This is a genomic window from Candidatus Pelagibacter sp. HIMB1483 (genome assembly GCF_052048135.1).
Classification (GTDB): Bacteria; Pseudomonadota; Alphaproteobacteria; order Pelagibacterales; family Pelagibacteraceae; genus Pelagibacter.
In genome coordinates this window covers 64,634-82,902 of record NZ_JBNAIM010000002.1, presented here as the reverse complement: position 1 = coordinate 82,902, position 18,269 = coordinate 64,634, and the positions used below count along the sequence as shown (strand labels likewise).

The 18,269-nt window shown below is 27.9% G+C and carries 18 protein-coding genes; 12 read left to right on the top strand and 6 right to left on the bottom strand.

Annotated elements, in window-relative coordinates:
- Positions 1-2: 2 nt before the first annotated feature.
- The 3 genes from dnaJ to grpE all read right to left on the bottom strand — a co-directional run bounded on the left by dnaJ (position 3) and on the right by grpE (position 3,810).
- Positions 3-1,139: a molecular chaperone DnaJ gene (gene dnaJ, locus ACTTAV_RS01055; protein ID WP_440669619.1), complete on the bottom strand. Its 1,137-nt coding sequence runs from the start codon at positions 1,137-1,139 to the stop codon at positions 3-5.
- Between the two features lie 28 nt (positions 1,140-1,167).
- Positions 1,168-3,093, bottom strand: a complete 1,926-nt coding sequence (gene dnaK / locus ACTTAV_RS01050) for a molecular chaperone DnaK (protein WP_440669618.1) — start codon at positions 3,091-3,093, stop codon at positions 1,168-1,170.
- A 63-nt stretch (positions 3,094-3,156) separates the two neighbouring features.
- Complete coding sequence (gene grpE / locus ACTTAV_RS01045; RefSeq protein WP_440669617.1) at positions 3,157-3,810, bottom strand: nucleotide exchange factor GrpE; 654 nt, start codon at positions 3,808-3,810, stop codon at positions 3,157-3,159.
- A gap of 36 nt (positions 3,811-3,846) precedes the next feature.
- On the opposite strand from grpE, the gene rdgB reads away from it, so the two are divergent.
- Positions 3,847-4,449, top strand: coding sequence for an RdgB/HAM1 family non-canonical purine NTP pyrophosphatase (gene rdgB, locus ACTTAV_RS01040; RefSeq protein WP_440669615.1), 603 nt, complete (start codon positions 3,847-3,849; stop codon positions 4,447-4,449).
- On the opposite strand, the gene ACTTAV_RS01035 is transcribed toward rdgB, so the two are convergent.
- On the bottom strand, positions 4,433-5,587 hold the full coding sequence (locus ACTTAV_RS01035) for an ABC transporter substrate-binding protein (RefSeq protein ID WP_440669613.1): 1,155 nt from the start codon (positions 5,585-5,587) through the stop codon (positions 4,433-4,435). The genes rdgB and ACTTAV_RS01035 overlap by 17 nt on opposite strands.
- A gap of 32 nt (positions 5,588-5,619) precedes the next feature.
- On the opposite strand from ACTTAV_RS01035, the gene rsmI reads away from it, so the two are divergent.
- A complete protein-coding gene (gene rsmI / locus ACTTAV_RS01030; protein ID WP_440669611.1) occupies positions 5,620-6,483 on the top strand; it encodes a 16S rRNA (cytidine(1402)-2'-O)-methyltransferase in 864 nt (287 codons plus the stop codon).
- Positions 6,473-7,066 carry a BON domain-containing protein gene (locus tag ACTTAV_RS01025; RefSeq protein WP_440669610.1) on the top strand — a complete coding sequence of 198 codons (594 nt, stop codon included), beginning with the start codon at positions 6,473-6,475 and terminating at the stop codon, positions 7,064-7,066. Before rsmI ends, ACTTAV_RS01025 begins: the two co-directional genes overlap by 11 nt.
- Here the strand turns inward: ACTTAV_RS01025 and ACTTAV_RS01020 are convergent.
- Entirely contained in the window at positions 7,063-9,348 is a 2,286-nt protein-coding gene (locus tag ACTTAV_RS01020; protein WP_440669609.1) for an NADP-dependent malic enzyme, read from the bottom strand. The genes ACTTAV_RS01025 and ACTTAV_RS01020 overlap by 4 nt on opposite strands.
- A 50-nt stretch (positions 9,349-9,398) precedes the next feature.
- Between ACTTAV_RS01020 and murJ the strand changes: the two genes are divergently transcribed.
- The 4 genes from murJ to ACTTAV_RS01000 are packed head-to-tail and all read left to right on the top strand — an operon-like array spanning position 9,399 to position 13,673.
- A complete protein-coding gene (gene murJ, locus ACTTAV_RS01015; protein WP_440669608.1) occupies positions 9,399-10,928 on the top strand; it encodes a murein biosynthesis integral membrane protein MurJ in 1,530 nt (509 codons plus the stop codon).
- A 3-nt stretch (positions 10,929-10,931) separates the two neighbouring features.
- Complete coding sequence (gene trpS / locus ACTTAV_RS01010) at positions 10,932-11,933, top strand: tryptophan--tRNA ligase (RefSeq protein WP_440669607.1); 1,002 nt, start codon at positions 10,932-10,934, stop codon at positions 11,931-11,933.
- Positions 11,934-11,984: 51 nt separating this feature from the next.
- Positions 11,985-12,524 (top strand): NifU family protein, encoded by a 540-nt coding sequence (locus tag ACTTAV_RS01005; RefSeq protein WP_440669606.1) that lies wholly within the window; start codon positions 11,985-11,987, stop codon positions 12,522-12,524.
- On the top strand, positions 12,525-13,673 hold the full coding sequence (locus ACTTAV_RS01000; RefSeq protein ID WP_440669604.1) for a glucosaminidase domain-containing protein: 1,149 nt from the start codon (positions 12,525-12,527) through the stop codon (positions 13,671-13,673).
- Here ACTTAV_RS01000 and ACTTAV_RS00995 read toward each other — a convergent pair.
- Positions 13,670-14,731 (bottom strand): polysaccharide deacetylase family protein, encoded by a 1,062-nt coding sequence (locus ACTTAV_RS00995; RefSeq protein WP_440669603.1) that lies wholly within the window; start codon positions 14,729-14,731, stop codon positions 13,670-13,672. The genes ACTTAV_RS01000 and ACTTAV_RS00995 overlap by 4 nt on opposite strands.
- Between ACTTAV_RS00995 and ACTTAV_RS00990 the strand changes: the two genes are divergently transcribed.
- The 5 genes from ACTTAV_RS00990 to ybeY are packed head-to-tail and all read left to right on the top strand — an operon-like array spanning position 14,724 to position 18,269.
- Entirely contained in the window at positions 14,724-15,065 is a 342-nt protein-coding gene (locus tag ACTTAV_RS00990; protein ID WP_440669601.1) for a peptidase M22, read from the top strand. The genes ACTTAV_RS00995 and ACTTAV_RS00990 overlap by 8 nt on opposite strands.
- An 8-nt stretch (positions 15,066-15,073) precedes the next feature.
- The gene (locus tag ACTTAV_RS00985; protein ID WP_440669600.1) at positions 15,074-15,493 is read left to right on the top strand and encodes a Fur family transcriptional regulator; all 420 of its coding nucleotides are present in this window, start codon (positions 15,074-15,076) and stop codon (positions 15,491-15,493) included.
- Complete coding sequence (gene miaB / locus ACTTAV_RS00980) at positions 15,486-16,814, top strand: tRNA (N6-isopentenyl adenosine(37)-C2)-methylthiotransferase MiaB (protein WP_440669599.1); 1,329 nt, start codon at positions 15,486-15,488, stop codon at positions 16,812-16,814. The genes ACTTAV_RS00985 and miaB overlap by 8 nt, the downstream gene beginning before the upstream one ends.
- 2 nt (positions 16,815-16,816) lie before the next feature.
- Positions 16,817-17,821 carry a PhoH family protein gene (locus tag ACTTAV_RS00975; RefSeq protein ID WP_440669597.1) on the top strand — a complete coding sequence of 335 codons (1,005 nt, stop codon included), beginning with the start codon at positions 16,817-16,819 and terminating at the stop codon, positions 17,819-17,821.
- The gene (ybeY, locus tag ACTTAV_RS00970) at positions 17,808-18,269 is read left to right on the top strand and encodes an rRNA maturation RNase YbeY (RefSeq protein WP_440669595.1); all 462 of its coding nucleotides are present in this window, start codon (positions 17,808-17,810) and stop codon (positions 18,267-18,269) included. The genes ACTTAV_RS00975 and ybeY overlap by 14 nt, the downstream gene beginning before the upstream one ends.

The following is an 18,269-nucleotide window of genomic DNA, read 5'->3' as shown; positions in this document are numbered from 1 at the left end:
TATCAACCATTCCAGAAACTTTTAGCTTTTTGGAAAAATTTTTTAATGCTTGGGTTAGATTTTTCGTTTTCAATTTTTCTAAATCTTTCTAGTAAATCCTTTTGTTCTTTGTTCAAATACACAGGTACTTCAGTTTTAATTTGTACATATAAATCTCCAAAATCTCCTCTTCGCATAAATGGCATGCCTTTTCCTTTTAGTCTAAATTGTTTTCCATCTTGAGTACCATCAGGGATCTTTATTTTAGCTTTTTTACCATCAATAGTAGGTATTTCAATTGTTGTGCCAAGAGCTGCATCAGCTATGGAAATAGGAAATTCAAAAAATAAATTTACATCTGATCTTTTAAAAAGATCGTGAGATTTAACATTTATAAATAAGTATAAGTCTCCACTAGAGCCACCTCTAGTGCCAGCCTCACCTTTTCCTGCAAGTCTAATTCTTGTTCCATCATCAACACCTTTAGGTATTGAAACAGATATTTTTTTTGTGGCTTGTTTATTTCCTGCTCCTCCACATTCATTACATGGATTAGTTATTTCTTCTCCACTTCCAGCACATTGTGGGCATGTTTGTTGAACAGTAAAAAACCCTTGGTTAGATCGAACCCTTCCATTTCCACCACAATAAGTACATCTATCTGGACTTGAACCTGGTTTAGATCCATTACCTTTGCAGGTATTACATTTTTCAGAAGTAGAGAATTGTATATTTTGTTTTTTTCCTAAATATGCTTCTTCCAATGTTATTGATAAATCGTATCTTAAATCTGAACCGCGATTGTTGGAATTTCTTCTACCTGAACCTCGCCCACCTCCACCGAAATCACCAAAGAAGTCCTCAAAAATATCTGAAAAATCAGCACCACTAAAACCACCAAAGCCACCAAAGCCTCCTCGACCGCCTCCACCATTTTCAAAAGCAGCATGACCAAAATTATCATAATTTTCTTTTTTTGATTTGTCTGAAAGAACTCCGTATGCTTCACTTGCTTCTTTAAATTTATCCTCTGCAGTTTTATCGCCTGGATTTTTATCTGGATGATATTTTACAGCTAACTTTCTATAAGCAGATTTTAATTCATCTGGACTAGCATTTTTTGTAACACCCAAGACATCATAATAATCTCTTTTAGCCATTAAAATAACCTGGACAAATAGATGTCAGTTAAGCGCTTTTTTCTTTATTTTCGTCTTTTACTTCTTCAAAGTCCGCATCAACAACATTATCGTCTTTTTTTTCCTTTTTGTCTTTTCCATCATCTTTATTAGAATCTGGTTTTGAGCTTTGTTGTGATTTATAAATTGCCTCTCCTAATTTCATTGAAGCCTGCACTAATGTTTCAGTTTTTTTCTTGATATCTTCAATATCTTCACTTTTTAAGGATTCTTTAAGTGCATTTGATCCATCCTCAATTGCTTTTTTCTCTGCATCTGAAATTTTAGAACCATGCTCTTTTAGATTTTTTTCAGTTGAGTGAATTAAAGTGTCAGCTTGATTTCTGGCATCTACAGACTCTCTTTTCTTTTTGTCAGCTTCTTTATTTGCTTCAGCATCTTTTACCATTTTTTCAATTTCTGCATCACTTAATCCACCAGATGCTTGAATTTGAATTTTTTGCTCTTTACCAGTTCCCTTGTCTTTTGCTGACACATTAACAATTCCATTTGCATCTATGTCAAAAGTTACTTCAATTTGTGGAACACCTCTTGGAGCTGGAGCAATTCCAACTAATTCAAAATTTCCTAGTAATTTGTTATCTGTTGCCATTTCTCTTTCACCTTGAAGAACACGTATCGAAACTGCTGGTTGATTATCTTCAGCAGTTGAAAATACCTGGCTTTTTTTTGTTGGTATTGTCGTATTTTTTTCTATCAATTTTGTTGATACACCACCAAGTGTTTCAATACCAAGAGACAACGGTGTTACATCTAACAAAAGAACATCTTTGACGTCACCTTGTAAAACACCTGCTTGAATTGCAGCACCCATAGCAACAACTTCATCGGGGTTTACACTTTTATTTGGTTCTTTACCAAAAAAGTTTTTAACCTCAGATATTACTTTAGGCATTCTAGTCATACCACCAACCATCACAACTTCATCGATATCATTTGAGGAAATTCCTGCATCTTTAAGCGCAGTTTTGCAAGGTGGAATAGTTCTAGCAATCAAATCTTCCACTAAAGCTTCAAGTTTTGCTCTAGTCAATTTTAAATTAATATGCTTAGGACCAGTCTTATCTGCAGTTATAAATGGTAAATTGATATCTGTTTGTTCAGCAGCAGATAATTCAATTTTTGCTTTTTCAGCAGCTTCTTTTAATCTTTGTAATGCTAACTTGTCTGTTTTTAAATCTATACCACTATCTTTTTTAAATTCAGCAATTAGATATTCTACAACTGAGTTATCAAAGTCCTCACCACCTAAAAACGTATCACCATTGGTAGATTTAACTTCAAATACACCATCACCCAATTCTAATATAGATACATCAAAAGTTCCACCTCCTAAATCATATACTGCAATTTTTTTATTTTGTTTTTTATCCAAACCGTAAGCAAGTGAGGCAGCAGTAGGTTCATTAATAATTCTTAAAACCTCTAGACCAGCAATTTTTCCAGCATCTTTGGTAGCCTGTCTTTGTGCGTCATTAAAATATGCAGGAACTGTAATTACAGCTTTCGTGACTGCTTGCCCTAAATACTTTTCAGCAGTCTCTTTCATTTTTTGGAGTATAAAGGCTGAAATTTGTGAAGGTGAATATTTTTCTCCTTTTGCTTCAATCCATGCATCACCTTTTTCAGAATTTACAATTTTAAAAGGCGCTGCTTCAATATCTTTTTTTACTGTTGAGTCTTCAAAATTTCTACCAATCAATCTTTTTACAGCAAAGATTGTGTTTTCTGGATTAGTGACAGCTTGCCTTTTAGCTGGTTGTCCAATTAATTTTTCATTTTCATCTGTAAATGCAACTACTGAAGGAGTCGTTCTTGCCCCTTCTGCATTTTCTAAAACTTTTGCCTGTGTCCCTTCCATTATGGCAACACATGAATTTGTTGTTCCTAGGTCTATTCCAATAATTTTACTCATAATATTAATTTCTCTCCTTGGTCATATAGGGTTTAAATGTGAAACTACAAGTTGATCCTATAATTATTTATTTTCTAATTTTTCCTTATTTTCTTTCGTTTTTTCATCTTTTTTTGCAACATTTTTTGATACTCCAACCAATGAGGGTCTTAGAAGTCTATCTTTAATAGTAAAACCTTTTTGAATTTCTTGAATAATAGTTCCAGGCTCTTTTGTATCATCTTCTATTTCCATCATTGCTTGGTGAAAATTTGGATCAAGTTTTTTGTTAAGACTATCAATTTGTTTGATATTATTTTTTTCAAATATTGAAATTAAATCTTTTTTAATAATGTCTAAATGTTCTAGAGTTTTTTTTAAAGCTTTTGTTTCTTTTAGCTCGTCATCACTTTCCAGAACTTGTTTAGAACGATCGAGGTTATCGATTAAATTAAGGGCTTCTTTTGCAAAGCTATAACCACCATATTCAAAAGCATCCTCTTTTTCTTTTTCAAATCTTCTTCTTTGATTTTCCATTTCAGCAAAAGTTCTTGTAAGTTTATCTTCAAGTTCATTAACTTTTTCTTCTGGAGTTGGTTCTTTAATTTCTTCTTTAGATTCCTGGCCCGTTTCTTTTTTATTTTTGGAGTTTAAATTTTCTTCATTTTTAACAGATTCTTCAACCGTATCTTGATTTTGTTCTTTATAAGTATTTTTTTGGTTTTCTTCTTTTTCCATAAGAGCTTATATGGTAAGGATTTTGATAATTTCTAGATGTCTAAGCAAAAAAATAATAAATTACTTATTGGAACAAACAACAAAGGTAAATTAGGTGAAATCAAGGCTTTATTACCAAAAAGTATCAAGATTTATTCTACAACTGAATTTAATCTTAAAAGTCCAACTGAAAATGGAAAAACATTTGAGAAAAATTCTTTAATTAAATCTAAGTATTTTTCGAAAAAATCAGGATTGATGTGTTTGGCAGATGACTCTGGTCTAGAGATAGATTTTTTAAATAAGAAACCTGGAATTTATTCTGCAAGATGGGGAGGAAAGCATGGTGATTTTAGCAAAGCAATAAAGAGAGTTTATAGAGAGTTAAATAAAAAAGATAAAAATTGGAAAAAGAGAAAAATCCGAGCCAGATTTGTTTGTGCTTTATCAATTTCATATTTTAATAAAAAAATTGCTTGTGTTTTAGGAAAAGTAGAAGGGTATATATCACATAAGCCAAAAGGAAAGAATGGATTTGGTTACGATCCAATTTTTATACCTTTAAAAAAAAAAAGAACTTTTGGACAAATGAAACCATCACAAAAATATAAGTTAGACCATAGGTATCAAGCTTTTAAAAAAATCAGAAAATTTCTTTAATTTTTCCCTCATCAATTTCATAAAAATTTAATCTATGATTAATTTTGTTATTCTTAATATCAAAAATACCAATTTTTCCTTTAAAAGAGTTTTTTTTCTTAAATAAGTCATTTATGTTCGATAAATCATTTTGAAATGATAAATAATATATTAGACCCAACAAATCATAACTTAGTAGACTTAGGTGATTAGGTTTTTCATTAAATTTTTTTTCAAATTTTTTATTAAAATTTTCTAAATTTTCTTTATTTATTGATGGATAATATAATGGTTGAATATTTACTTCCTGAAATAAACTTTCATCAAACCATTGATTAAAAGTAATAAACAATTTTTTTCTTGGTGATACATCTGTGTATAATAGCGATGTAATTACACTTTTTAGACTTTCATCAAAGTCTGATATAATTACAGAGTCAAAATTCACATTCCCAATCGTGTATCTTTTTTTAAGTTTTTCAAGTTGCTTTTCTTTATCCGGAAGATCAGAATTTTCAACTCTATAAATTTCATCAGCCAAATTTTGTTTACGAATTTTATAGTTTGTAATCTCTTCAATTTGGTTAGTGAGTATGGTTGGCTCAGTATCATATACGAAGTGTTTATAAACTTTAAGTTTTGAATCTTTTATAGCTCTTTTTATTTCATCTTTATAATCAAGATCTGGTGTTAGAAAAATAGTTTTTTTTTTTTCATTTAGTTCTAAAAATTTTTTTATTGTATTTATTTGCGATAATGAATTTACACCACTACTAATTACATTGTTTGGAAGATCTTTAGTTTTATTTGTTAAAGATAAAAAAACCACATCTTCAACTTCATCTAAATAGAGTAAACTTTTAAAAAAAATAGGACCTATAAAAATTTTTACACCTTCTTTTTTAAGCTCTAGAGCAGATTGTAGAGCTATATTTGGATCTATATTTGTATTTCTGGGATAAATTTCAATTTCATTTGTACCAATATCATCTAAAGCCATTCTAGTTGATTTGATTATTAATTGTCCTAATTCCTTATATTCACCAGATAAAGGTATTAATAGACCAATCTTAATTTTTTCATTATCTGCAAATGCATGTTGATTATTAGATAGACCTATAATTATTGTTAATAAAATAATTTTAAAAAATTTATACATTTTAGTGATATTATATTATTTCAATAATAAATATGATTGTAAAATCAAAATGTTTAAATACAGATAAAAAAAAAAACCTTTATATTGTATCAACACCGATCGGCAATTTAAGTGATATTAGCTTTAGAGCAGTGGAGACACTAAGAAAATCAGATTATATTTTGTGTGAAGATACCAGAGTATCTAGAAATTTATTAGATAAATACCAAGTTCAATCAAATTTAATCTCAAATCACAAGTTTAATGAAAAGAAAAATTTATCTAAGATTATTAAATTAATTAATGAGGGTTATTATGTTTCTTTAATATCTGATGCTGGCACTCCAAGTGTATCCGATCCAGGGGCAATTTTAATTAGGGAATGTATAAAAAATGATATTGAAATTATACCATTACCGGGTCCATCCGCTGTTACATCTGCTGTAGCAATTTCAGGCTTTTCTGAAAAATTTTTCTTTTATGGTTTTTTTCCAGAAAAAAATAAAGTTTTAATAGATGATTTAGACGCATTATCTAAAATTGATTGTTCAATAGTTTTTTTTATTTCTCCTAAGAAAATTAACAAATTGATCCTATTAATTAAAAAAAATTTTGCAGGAAGAAAGATACTTATTTGTAGAGAAATGACAAAATTTTTTGAAGAATATTTAAGATCTGAAGTTAACAAATTAGAATTATTTAAGCATAATTTAAAAGGGGAATTAACTATTGTTATTTCAGAAAAAACTGATCAAAGAAAAAACTCCAATATTTTAAGTGAATCAGATAAAAGATTTGTTAGAAAAATGATAAATAAAATTAGCATTAAAGAAATATCAAATTTTTTAAATCAAAAAAGTAAAATTTCAAAAAAAATTATTTATGATTATTGTTTAAAAATTAAAAATGAAAAATAAATTATTTATAATAATTATTGTAAGTCTATTTTTAAATGGATGTGTTGGAGTTTCATCATCTGGGATTTTTGGAACTGGTGTAAGTGTTGCAATTGATCCTAGATCCTTAGGTACACAAATAGATGATTCATTAATGCAAAAAAATCTATCTGCAAGAATTCTTATTGAAAATAAAAATTATCTTTTAAAAGTTAAATCTAAAGTTTTAGACGGTAGAGTTTTTTTAACAGGCAAGGTTGATGAGCCAGAAGAAAAATTAAAATTAACAAAAATAGCTTGGGAAACAGAGGGTGTTAGATCAGTTAGAAATGATATTAAAATAAAAGAAGAATTTAATCTGAAACAATCTACTAAAGATTTATTAATCACTTCTCAATTAAGAACTGCTATGATCTTAAATAAAAATATAAAAGCTACAAATTATCAAATAGATACTTATAAAAAGAAAATTTATATATATGGAATAGCTTTAACTGATGAAGAAAAGAATTTAGTGATATCTGAAGCTAAGGAAATTTTAGATGTTGAGGATGTCATAGCTAGTATTTTACTTGTTGATAATTTAAGAATACAAAAAAATTAATTTTTTTTATAATCAATTACATCTGCTGAATAAGCTGCGATTGAAGCTAAATTAATAATTTCAGATGTTGAGGTTCTTAAAGGTGCAATCTCAATAGGCAATCCTAAACCAATCAACAATGGTCCTATAACTTTTGCTCTACTCATGGATTTGATCATTTTATATGAAATTGCTGCACTGTGTTGACTTGGCATAATTAATACATTTGAATTTCCAACAATTTCAGAAAAAGGATAAAGTTCTTTATAAATTTCCTCTAATGCCACATCTGGCTGCATTTCTCCATCAAATTTAAAGTTAACTTTTTCTTTTTTAAGTATTTCAACTGCATCGCTAAGTCTTTTTGTTCTATCAGTAGCTGGTTGACCAAAAGTTGAGTGAGATAAAAAAGCAACCTTAGGATCAAAGCCAAAAAGTCTAACAACTCTTGCCGCTGATTTTGCCATTTCAACTAATTGTTTCGCGTCTGGATATTCTATTACGGAAGTGTCACAAATAAAAATAGTTTTACCTCTATTAACTATTAGGTTTAAACCAAACATAATTTCACCATCTCTTGGTTCAACAACTTGTGTTATTTTTTCAAGAGATGCAGAGTATCTCCTTGTATTGCCCGTAACCATTGCATCAGCGTCACCACAGGCAACCATACAAGAGGACCAAATCACTCTATCATTTCTTATTAACCTGTCACAATCCCATTCTAACATACCTTTTTCTCTTTGAAGTTTTTTGAATAAAAACTTTACATATTTTTCTCTTTTTGAAGTATCTTTTGAATTAACTATTTCAATATCAAAATTTTCATTATAACCAATTTTTTTTATTTGATTTTTTATTAGCTCTTCTTTTCCTACTAAAATTGGTATTCCAAGTTTTGAATTTTTAAAAGCTATAGCTGCTTTAAGAGTATTTTCATCTTCACCATCTGCAAAAACAACTTTCTTTTGTTTTTTCTTAATATAACTATGCACACCTTGCATAATAGTAACTGTAGGATCTAATCTTTGTTTAAGTTGATCTTTGTAGATATCAAAATTTTCAATTTTTTTTCTTGCAACACCAGTATCCATGGCAGCTTTAGCCACAGCTGATGGTATTACACTTATTAATCTTGGATCAAATGTTGATGGAATTATGTACTCTTTTCCGTAGTGGGGTCTCTCACCTCCCATTGCAGCAACAACTTCATCTGGTACATCTTCTTTTGCCAAGTCAGCAATTGCTCGGGCAGCAGCAATTTTCATTTCTTCATTTATAGTTTTTGATCTCACATCTAATGCACCTCTAAATATATAGGGAAAACCAATAAGATTATTTACTTGATTAGGATAATCTGATCTTCCAGTAGCGATAATTGCATCGTTTCTTACTTCCTCAATTTCCTCAGGTGTTATTTCTGGATCAGGATTTGCACATGCAAAAATTATCGGGTTTTTGGCCATTTTTTTTACCATTTCTTTAGTTAAAGCACCTTTTGCCGATAAACCTAAAAATACATCTGCATCTTTAATGGCATCATCTAATGTTCTATCTTTAGTTTCAATAGCATGACCTGATTTCCACTGATTTAAATTTTCTCTTCCTCTAAAAATAACACCTGTTCTATCAACCATTGTAATGTTTTTTTGTGGTACACCACTTTTTTTGAATAAATTAGTACATGCCATTGCAGAAGCTCCTGCACCATTTACAACAATTTTGACTTTATCAATTTTTTTTTTGTTTATGTCGAGTGCGTTAATTAATGCAGCAGTCGTGATAATAGCTGTTCCATGTTGATCATCGTGAAAAACAGGTATATCCAATATTTCTTTTAGCTTTTCCTCTATAACAAAACAATCTGGAGCAGCAATGTCCTCAAGATTTATACCTCCAAAACTTGGTGCGAAATTTTTAATACTGTTGATGATTTCATTTGTATCAGCTGAATCAATTTCGAGATCTATAGAGTCAATGTCTGCAAATCTTTTAAATAAAACAGCTTTTCCCTCCATAACAGGTTTAGATGCTAAAGCACCTAAGTTTCCCATTCCTAAAATTGCTGATCCATTACTTATGACAGCAACAAGATTTCCTTTACTTGTATAATCATACGCAGCTTCAGGATTGTCATTTATTGCTCTTACAGGCGCAGCTACACCTGGAGAGTATGCCAAAGCAAGATCCCTTTTTGTTGTCATATTTTTGGAAGAAGATATTTCAATCTTCCCAGGTTTTTTATGACTATGAAAATCTAAAGCTTCCTTATCTGTATAATGATCAATTTTTGTTTTTTTCATTTATGTTAATTAGGTGTACAAATGGGGTAAAATTAAGACTAATATGATTTATGAATTTAATTAAGTCAACAGGGACTTTTGGTTTTTATACTATAATTAGCAGATTACTTGGCTATTTAAGAGATGTTTTAATTGCTATCTTTCTTGGAACAAGTTTTTTGGCGGATGCATTTTTTGTTGCTTTTAGAATACCAAATACTTTTAGGAGATTATTTGCTGAGGGAACATTTAATGCTGCTTTTGTCCCGAGTTACACATCAGAGTTAGTTAAAAATAAATCAAAATCAAAAACTTTTGCAAATCAAATTTTTAATTTGTTATTTTTAAGTTTATTTTTTCTAGTTTTGTTAATTGAAATTTTTATGCCCACATTTGTGAGTTTAATAGCACCAGGTTTTGTTCAAGATCCAACTAGAATTGATTTAGCAATTCAACTAACAAGATTAACATTTCCATTTTTAATGTTCGTTAGCTTAGCTTCTTTTTTCTCAGCAATTCTGAATTCGCACAATAAATTTGCCGCAGCTTCTGCCGCACCAATTATATTGAATTTAGTTTTAATAGGAATTTTGTTGGTTGGAAAATATCTAAATGATGACCTGGTTTATTTTCTTTCATATGGTGTATCAATTGCTGGATTTCTACAACTTATTTTTTTATATAAATTTGTTAAAAAATTTTATGTTATTAAATTAAATTTTAAATTTACAATAAGCAGCAAAGTTAAATTTTTCTTTAAAAAACTTTTACCAAGTATTTTTTCATCAGGTGTTACCCAAATAAATATTTTGGTAGGAACTATAATTGCTTCTTTTCAAGCAAGTGCTGTTTCTTATCTATATTATGCTGATAGGATCTATCAAATAAACCTAGCTATCGCTGGTATAGCCATTGGTGTTGTTATTTTACCTCAGCTTTCCAAATACGTTCATCTAAAAAACAAGAGCAAGATCCTACAAATTCAAAATAAGGCTTTGGAATTAAGTATTTTTTTAAGCTTACCAGCTGCCGTTGCTTTGTTCGTTGGTTCTGAAGAAATTATTTCAGCACTATTTGGTTATGGTTCATTTAGTGAAATTGCTGTTTTAAATTCTTCAAAAGCGCTTTATTATTTTGGACTTGGCTTGCCTGCTTTTGCATTTATAAAAGTTTTTTCAACTTTCTTTTTTGCAAATCACGATACTAAAACTCCTTTTTATATTTCGTTGATTGCTGTAATTTTAAATATTCTTATTAGTATCTATTATTTCAAAAATATTGGTTTTATAATTATTCCAATAGCAACGACAATTTCCTCTTGGTTTAATGCATTAGCTCTGCTTATTTTTTTGTATCAGAAGAATTTATTTAATTTTAATGGAATATTTTTTATAAAATTTATAAAAATATTTGTAGCTTCAATTATTATGGGAATGTTATTTAAATATCTTATTTCATTTTTTGAATATGAATTAGCATACGATTTTAATCTCAAGTCTATTTATTTAATAATGTCAGTTTTTTTGAGTATTATTTTTTATTTATTATTTTCATTGTTTATCAAAGCTTTCAAATATAAAGATATTAATTTAAAGTATTAAACTATGGGAAAAAAAATATTTTCAGGTGTCCAGCCAACAGGTAATCTTCACTTGGGAAATTATTTAGGTGCAATAAAAAACTTTGTAAAATTGAATAATGAATCTGAAAATGAATGTGTTTTTTGCGTTGTAGATCTTCATGCTATTACTGTAAATCAAGATCCGAAGGATTTAAGAAACAATATACGTGAGACAGTAGCTGCATTTGTAGCAAGTGGTATTGATCCAAAAAAAAATATTATTTTTAACCAATCACAGGTAAGTGCTCACTCTGAGACAGCGTGGATATTAAGTTGTGTTGCGAGAATGGGATGGTTAAATAGGATGACACAATTTAAAGAAAAGGCTGGTAAAGATAAAGAGAAAGCAAGTGTTGGACTTTATTCTTATCCAGTTCTAATGGCTGCTGATATTTTGTTATATGATACAACGCATGTGCCAGTTGGTGACGATCAAAAACAACATTTAGAACTTTGTCGAGATATAGCTCAAAAATTTAATAATGATTTTAAAGTTGAAGATTTTTTTAAGATACCCGAACCTTTAATTCAAAAAGAATTCTCAAGAATTATGAGTTTAAAAGATGGTACTAAAAAAATGAGTAAATCAGATCCTTCAGATTTAAGTCGTATAAATTTAACTGATGATAAAGATCAAATAGTTAATAAAATTAAAAAAGCAAAAACAGATCCTTTACCATTACCATCAAATATTATGGATTTAGAAAAAAGACCTGAGGCTAAAAATTTGATTGGCATTTATGCAAGTTTAACAAATTCAAATTTAGAAAAATCAATTAATGAATTTTCAGGAAAAAATTTTTCAGAGTTTAAAGATAATTTATCACAAGTTTTAGTTGATAAAATAATTCCAATATCAGAAGAAATTAAAAAGCTTTTAATTGAAGAAAAGTATCTTGATGAAATACTTTTGAATGGATTTGAAAAAGCAGACAAAATAGCATCAAAAAAAGTGAAGAAAATTCACGAAATTATTGGTTTTTAAATTAATATATTATCAAGTTTCAATTTTAAAATTATTGATTATATATAAAATATGTTTGTTCAAACTGAAATTACACCAAATCCAAATTCTTTAAAATTCTTGCCTGGTAAAGTAGTTTCTAGTGATGGTTCGTTCGAAATTACAAATAAAGAAGAAATAGACAACGAATTAGTAAGAAATCTTTTATCGATAAATGGTGTAGAAGGAATTTTTTTAGGTAAAGACTTTATATCAATTAATAAGTATGATGATTTTACCTGGGATGAAATTAAGCATATAGTAATTTCATTAATAAATGATTTTTATTCAGATGGGAAAGAATGTGTTATTGAAAAAAATTTAAATGAAATTAATGATGATTTAAAAGATATAGAAAAAAAAATTATAAAATTATTAGATGAAAAAATAAGGCCAGCTGTTGCAAAAGATGGTGGAGATATTAAATTTAAAGAATTTAAAAATGGAATAGTGAAAGTCCAACTCCAAGGTAGTTGCTCAGGATGTCCAAGCTCAACAATGACTTTAAAACAAGGTGTCCAAAATCTTCTTTGTCATTATCTACCTGAAGTTAAGAAAGTAGAGGCTATTTAAATGTTTAGTTTCAAATTCAAAAATTTTAAACTCTTAAATCAAATAATTATTTTTAAATCAAAATTTTTATTTTTTAATATTAGAAGAAAAAATTTAAAAATATTTAAATATTTTGATGATAGAAGAATTGGTTCGATACCAAGAACATTTTTAACAAGTATTTTTGTTATATTTAGTTTTTATTATATTCCTTCAATAATAGAGTTTACGAATAAACAATTTGCAAATAATGAAGAGTTTCAAAATAATTCCAAAGCTATTTTGGCATATACTTTAAACAAAAAAAACAGCGGAATATCTGATAATGAAAATTTAAATGAAAAAGATTTGTTAATAGATATTTTTAGCTTGAATGATCTTGAAACAGACACTGTAAGATTAAATGCATCTACCATTAAACAGTTATTTGAGGATACAGATTATAAACTGGATGACGTAAGAGAGACAAAATTAGTTAAACCTGTTGCTCTAACTCTTCTTCCTGCTGAAATAAAGATGATTGAAAGCACAAAGAAAAGGAAGGAGTTTTTTATTCAAATTGTCCTACCTTTAATTCTTAAAGAAAATAATAATATTCGGTTGGATAGGAAAACACTTTTTAATATCATTAATAAAAGTAGCAATACTCAATTAGAAAAAAAGTGGCTTGAAAAAAAATATAAACAATATGGTGTGATCTCAAAAGATCTCTCAATATTAAAAATTAGAATGGATGAAGTTCCTGTTTCGTTAGCTATTGCGCAAGCAGCAAAAGAAACAGGCTGGGGAACTTCCAGGTTTGCTCAAGAAGGTAATGCTCTTTTTGGACAATGGACATGGTCAGGTGAAGGTTTAAAGCCAAAAGAGGCTGATGAAAATAAAGGTCACAAGGTAATGAAATTTAATGTCTTACAGGCATCAGTTAGAGCATATCAAAGAAATTTAAATACTCATCCAACTTACGAGAATTTTAGATTAGCACGTGCGCATTTGAGAGACAAAGGAAAAAAGCTCGACAGCATAATACTTTCTCAGTTTTTAGATAATTACGCAGAAACAGGAAATCAATACGTAGAGGTTTTACAAAAAATTATACAACAAAATAATTTACAAGATTTTGACGATGCTAAATTACTTCCATCAAGTGTTGAGCTAGAAAGTTTAATTTAATTTTTTATTATTACAAATTGAGTACCAAACCAACGCCACTTACCATTATCATTTAAAGAACAGTTAATTCTTCCTCTTCTAGGAATGAATTTTTCGTCAAAATTAATTATAAGTATATTATCGTTAAAGCTTAAATTTGATCTTTTCCAGTTACCACCATCATCTGAATAACAATTAATGTTTTTGATATTTTTTTGTTCCTTAAAAAATTCAATTACTAATTTTGGTGGATTGTTTTCACTAGTAAGTTTTTTTTCTTCAGGTTTTATAGACTTGTATTCTAAAGGAAGGTAATTAATTAAAGATTTAAATCTTTTCATTTCACCATATTTTTCATTGATAGGAAATCTAGGAAGCTCGAATTTATCTTTATTTATATCAATAACTCCAGAGTGTTGTCCAAAAGCAATTTTAAAATTTTTAGAAATATATTTTTTCATATAGAGAGAGTACTCACCAAAAGGATATGAAAAGATTTGAGGTGAATATCCAATTTTTTCTTTAAAAATATTTGTTGCAGTTTCAATATCATTTATAAAATCATGTTCTTTCATATCAATTAAATATTCATGTGTGTGAGAATGATGTCCTATAAATCCAAATTCAGAATCCTCTACTTCTTTAATTTCATCCCAGTTCATATATCCAAATTTTCCAACTGGTTCTGTTGAAATAAAAAGAATAAATGGAATTTTATGTTTTTTTAAATATGGCCAAGCTTCATTATAAAAAGATTTAAATCCATCATCAATCGTAAGCAAAATTTTCTTTTTTTTTTTGGGTTTGTGAAATTCATCTATTAAGTATTTTGGATTATAGAATTCATAACCATTATTTTTTAAAGCTTGCATTTGCTTATCAAAAATATCCATTCGAATATTTGTTGAAGGGTATTTATTTTCATTAAATCGATGATACATCAAAGACAAAATTCCACTATCATTTGAATAATATTTACTATTATTTTCATCTGAATTAGAATTATGAACTAATAAAAATTGAAAAATGATTAGACTAATAATTGATGCTGCTACTGATAAAATTTTTTTAATGATCATTAATAATGATATTAATTATCATATGTCTTTTGAAAATAGTAAAAATAATTTCGAAAAATTAACTTTACTTATTAATGAATTTTTGAAGATGAAAAATTTGGATATAAACAAAGTTAAACAAATTTATGTAAATAGGGGTCCTGGAAGTTTTGCTGGAATAAGAAATTCTCTATCAATAGCAAAAGCCTTAAATGTGGCTAATAGTATTGACTATTATTCTTTCAGTTTTACAGACTTTGTTGGAGAAAATGACATAAAATTTGAAAATATACCCGCACTATGTAAAAAATTTAAAGTTAAAAAAAATTTGATTAATCCCATTTATTTGAGTTAAAATTAACTATGTCAGAAACAATAGAGCAAAAATGTTTATCTAAAGGTGTCAAACTTACAGATCAGAGGCGAGTAATAGCAAAAGTAATGTCAAAGTCTACTGATCATCCTGATGTAGATGAGCTGTACAAAAGAGTTTCTCAAATTGACCCAAAAATAAGTATCGCAACAGTTTATAGAACAGTTAAGTTATTTGAGGAGTCTGGCATATTAACTAAGCATGAGTTTAAGGGTGGTAAGGCAAGGTATGAAGAATTAAATGAAGGTCATCATGATCATTTGATAGATGTGAAAACAGGTGAAATTATTGAATTTGTTAATGATGATATTGAAAAATTACAAAAAAAAGTTGCTGAAAAATATGGCTATAAGTTGGTAGATCATAAACTTGAGTTATATGGAGTTAAAATAAACTCAAAAGATGAGTAAAAAAATATTTATCAAAACTTTTGGTTGTCAAATGAATGAATACGACTCCAATCGTATTCTTGATACTGTTAAAGAAATTGGGTTTTTTAAAACTAATAATATTGATGAGGCGAATTGTTATTTGTTAAATACTTGTCATATTAGAGATAAGGCAAAAGAAAAAGTTTATCATGAGATAGGAAGAGTAAAAAAAAATTTTAGATTTAAAAATAAACCTCTTGTTATAGTTGCTGGTTGTGTGGCTCAAGCAGAAAATGAAGAAATGCTCAAAAGAGAACCATATATTGATTTAGTAATTGGACCTCAAGCTTATCATAAGATTAATGGTAAAATTAAAGATTATTTAAAAAAACAAAAAAGATTAGATGAAACAGAATTTGATGCTATTTCAAAATTTAATTTTTTTGAAAAAGTTAAAAATTCATCACAAAAAATATCCTCTTTTTTAACTATTCAAGAAGGTTGTGATAAATTTTGTCATTTCTGTGTTGTCCCATACACACGAGGACCAGAATATTCTAGACCTTTTGAGACAATTATTAATGAGGCAAGAATATTAGCAGCTAACGGAGTAAAAGAAATTACTCTTCTTGGGCAAAATGTGAACGCTTATAGAAATGAAAATTATAGCTTATCTAACTTAATTTTAGAGATTGAAAAAATTCCAGGAATTTTAAGAATAAGATATACCACATCTCATCCAAAAGATATGACAGATGATTTAATCGAAACTTACGCTAAGTCAAAAAAATTAATGCCATTAGTTCATTTACCAGTCCAAAGTGGATCAAATAAAGTTTTAGAATTAATGAATAGGAAACATATTATTGAAGATTATTTCAAGATTTATCATAAGTTAAAAAAGATTAATTCTTCAATCAAATTTTCAAGTGATTTTATTGTTGGTTATCCTGGTGAAAATGAAAATGATTTTAATGATACACTCGATTTAATTAAGGAAATTAAATTTATAAATTCTTATTCATTTATATTTAGTCCTAGACCAGGCACAGTCGCTTCAAAATTAGAATTAATTGATAGAAAAATATCTTTAAATAGACTCGAGAAAATTCAAAAAGAATTATTCAATCACCAAACTGAAATGAACAAATCGTTAGAAAATAATATTATTGATGTTTTGGTTGAAAACAAGACAGAAGAAAGAGGTAAATTTTTTGGTAAATCTGAGTACATGACTTCAGTAATATTTAATGCTAAAGAAGAGCATGTGGGTAAAATTGCAAAAGTTAAAATTAACAAAAGTAACCAAAACACTCTCTTTGGTGAGATTGTAAAAAACACTAAACTGAAAGTAGCTTAAATTTGAGTGATACTATAAAGAAAAATATTCAAAACAGCTTAAAATTTGTTTATTCAGAAAATAATACATTAAGTGTAATATTTCATGACAATAACTTGTTAATGGGAATTGTAGGTGAGTTTAATAAAAATCTTAAAGAACTAGAGAGGATTACAGGTGCTAGTTTGTATTCAAGAGGAAACTCAATTTTAATTAAATCATCTAGTGAGAAAAACGAAATTGTAAAAAATGCAATTCAATTTTTGGTTAACCAATTTTTAAATAATGGCAGCATTGAAAACAAAGATATTTTGTCTTCAATTGATCAGTTTATGATCAATGAAAAAGTAAAAAATACAAATGTAACAGATATTATTAAAACTCCAAAAAAATCAATTATTCCAAGATCCGAAAAACAGAAAGAATATGTTAGGGCATTGAGAGAAAAAGAGATTATTATATCAGCAGGCCCTGCAGGAACTGGTAAAACATTTTTGGCAGTTGCAATTGGTTTAACAATGTTACTCGAAAAAAAAATAGAAAGAATAATTTTGTCTCGACCTGCAGTAGAAGCTGGTGAGAGATTAGGTTTTTTGCCAGGTGATATGAAGGAAAAAGTTGATCCATATTTGAGACCTTTATATGATTCACTTTATGACTTATTTCATTTTGAAAAAATTCAAAGAATGATTGAAATTGGAGATATCGAAATAGCTCCTCTTGCATTTATGAGAGGTAGAACTTTAAAAAATTCTTTTGCTATTCTTGATGAGGCACAAAATGCTACTGATACCCAAATTAAGATGTTTTTAACAAGAATTGGAGAGAATTCTAAAATTGTGGTTAACGGGGACCCTTCACAAATTGATTTACCTAACAAACAAGCGTCGGGTTTAGATAGAGCAAAAAAATTATTATCTCATCTAAATGAAATTTCAGTAGTAGATTTTGATCATTCTGATGTTGTTAGACATCCTTTAGTATCAAAAATTGTTAAAGCATATTCTAACAACAATGATCAAAGTTAATGTAATATCTGAAGAAGAGTCTTGGTCAAAAAAATTAAAAAAAAAAGAAATTTTTTTTAATAATCTCTGTAAAAATTTTCCTGAAAGATTTAGATTTACTAAAAAAAGAGTTTATCTAACTCTTTTACTTTCAAATAATATAAATATTAAAAAATTAAATCGAAGATTTAGAAATAAAAATAAAGATACAGATATTTTATCATTTCCATTCCATCAAAAATTAAAAAAGACGAAAGAAATTTATTTAGGAGACATAATAATTAGTTTTAATTATATGAATAAACCTAAAAATTTAAGCTTATATGATTTTAAAAAAAAAGTAGCAAAAATTTTTATTCATGGTTTTTTACATCTATTAGATTTTGATCATATTAAAAAAAAAGATTACTTAAAAATGATTAAAGAAGAGAAAAAAATTTTTAAATCAGTTCAAAAAATTATTAATTAA